General features: G+C 42.2%; 2 protein-coding genes. One reads left to right on the forward strand and one right to left on the reverse strand.

Annotation, left to right across the window (positions count from 1 at the left end; translation table 11 throughout):
- Window positions 1-369 precede the first annotated feature (369 nt).
- Window positions 370-1,128 (forward strand): GAF domain-containing protein, encoded by a 759-nt coding sequence (locus PX481_RS05100; RefSeq protein WP_288056179.1) that lies wholly within the window; start codon window positions 370-372, stop codon window positions 1,126-1,128.
- A 91-nt stretch (window positions 1,129-1,219) separates the two neighbouring features.
- Here PX481_RS05100 and PX481_RS05105 read toward each other — a convergent pair whose 3' ends face one another.
- Window positions 1,220-1,606, reverse strand: coding sequence for a hypothetical protein (locus PX481_RS05105; RefSeq protein ID WP_002756975.1), 387 nt, complete (start codon window positions 1,604-1,606; stop codon window positions 1,220-1,222).
- Window positions 1,607-2,038 lie beyond the last annotated feature (432 nt).

The raw sequence follows: 2,038 nt of genomic DNA on the forward strand, positions 1-2,038 counted from the left end.
TCTTGCACGAGTGCCTATCTTGACTAGGAAATTTATTTTGCACGACTACTTACCTCCTTGCCGCAAATTCTTGGGACAAGTGGCTTAAGCTAAGTAGGGAGGCACAATTATTTGTAGGATGGGTTAGCGGTAGCGTAACATGAGCGGGCGTTGGGTTTCATGCTTCAACCCAACCTACGTTCATCTAGAGGGAAGACAAAAAACAAGAGACACAGAAGTTTTGGCTACATCTACAATAGATCAGTTAGCGAGTAAAAAAGCCCCTCGATCAGATGCTATGGCAAGCTATAGACTCAGACAAACACAGAGATGAGGAATGTCATCCTCACCCTGAAAGCCTAAACTCGGACTGAATAAGTGATTGAATACATGGATAATTTTAACCCCAAAATAGCTACTCTGGCTCTTGTCTTGAATGTTGAGGAAAATCTCGAAGATATTTTTGGGAAAATAGCTAGTATGAGCGCTCATCAATTGCGAGCGCGGCACTGTTCAATTATGTTAAGCTCTCCACAGGAATTAAAAGGGGAAATTACCGATTATCTAGAAGTTTTTGCCCATTATGATGATCTATCACCTTTGGCTGATCAAGAAATAATTAAACTCGATCAAGTTATTGCCGACAGTGTAGCGGCCACAGGAAAACCTTTACTAATTAAGGATATCACTCGATCGCCATTTGCCAGTGCAGCCCGTGATCCCAAAAGATCAAATAATAATAGTTTTATCTCCGTACCGATTATCCTCAATCAGCAGGTAATCGGAGTAATTAATCTCAGTTTTCCCCTAGACAAAAAACATTTTGAACCATTAGATTTAGAAATCTTGCAGTTATTCGCTCAACAGGCTGCCCAATCCCTGCAAATTTTTCATTTGCAAGGGATGTTAAAATCTCGTTTTGTGGCTATGGCAGTGACTAGAGAAATAGCAGAAATTCAGTCCGAACATTCGATCGCTGTTCACCCTTATCCCCCGAAATTAGCCAAAATTGTCGCTAAGGCTTTTTTTAAAGAATTAACTCAGGCCGGTTTTGGAACCCATGAAGTTATTGAGATTGCTAATGAGGTTTTGAATTTACTACAAAAGACTCTTAATAAACATAAAAATCGTCTGGAAGGAAAAGATTAAGCTCTAGTCAAGGGTTAAAATCGACTAACTTGCCACTCCCGTGCAGTGCCAAGAAGTAATTGAGATAGTTAACAGCTTAATTGACCGTTGTTTACTGATTACCGCTGCCGTCCTGCCGTCCTAATTCATAGACACCAGAGGCAACACAGGCGAGAATACCGACACTAATCGGCCAACTTTTTCCTAAACTAATCTCGATTAACCAATCGGAGAAACCGCCGAGAATGAGAAAGGGAATAATACTAAAGATAGAGGCATAAAAAGCATTTTGTGATTCTCTGGCGATGCGAGTTTTTTCAAACTCCTCTAGGGAAGTATAGAGGAAACGCTCGGCAAAATTAAACCAGCGATAGAAAATTTCTATAAACCAATTTCGCACCCCAGCTAACCCCAGATACAATGCTAAAGACCAGAGACAGCTACCGGCAATAAAGGCCGGGGAAATATTGATAGTGAAGGGCAGAAAGTCGATGACCATAAATGAGAGCCACAGAAGTGGTAAATTTGAGCGAACGGCTTGATCAATCTTAACAAGTCTTGACCCTGGCACCAAAAAGTTGACATCCTCACCGCCGGGGCCGGACGGTGATTTCCAAACCTGACGATTTGGGTTTCTGTTTGGGGTCCCTTACCCGGTTTCGCGGCTGCCTTAAGTAGTCGTGCAAAATTAATTTCCTAGTCGAGACAGGAGACAGGAGACAGGAGACGGGAGACGGGAGACGGGAGACGGGAGACGGGAGACAGCTATTAGGGATCGGATTTGAGTTTTCAGTTCACTGTTTGCTCACACCAGAAGTCTGACGGAGTAGTGGCTTAGATGTGTAATTAATTTTGCTTAGGTACTTAGGGCTTGCTGAATAAATCTAAAAACCTTGTTGGATAAGGCTTTTAGACTTTTTTCCCTCAAAAA

The organism is Microcystis sp. M53603_WE2 (assembly GCF_030065435.1).

Coding starts and splice junctions, on each gene's coding strand:
- PX481_RS05100 (WP_288056179.1), top strand. CDS start 370: ATGGATAATTTTAACCCCAAAATAGCTACTCTGGCTCTTGTCTTGAAT.
- PX481_RS05105 (WP_002756975.1), bottom strand. CDS start 1,606: ATGGTCATCGACTTTCTGCCCTTCACTATCAATATTTCCCCGGCCTTT.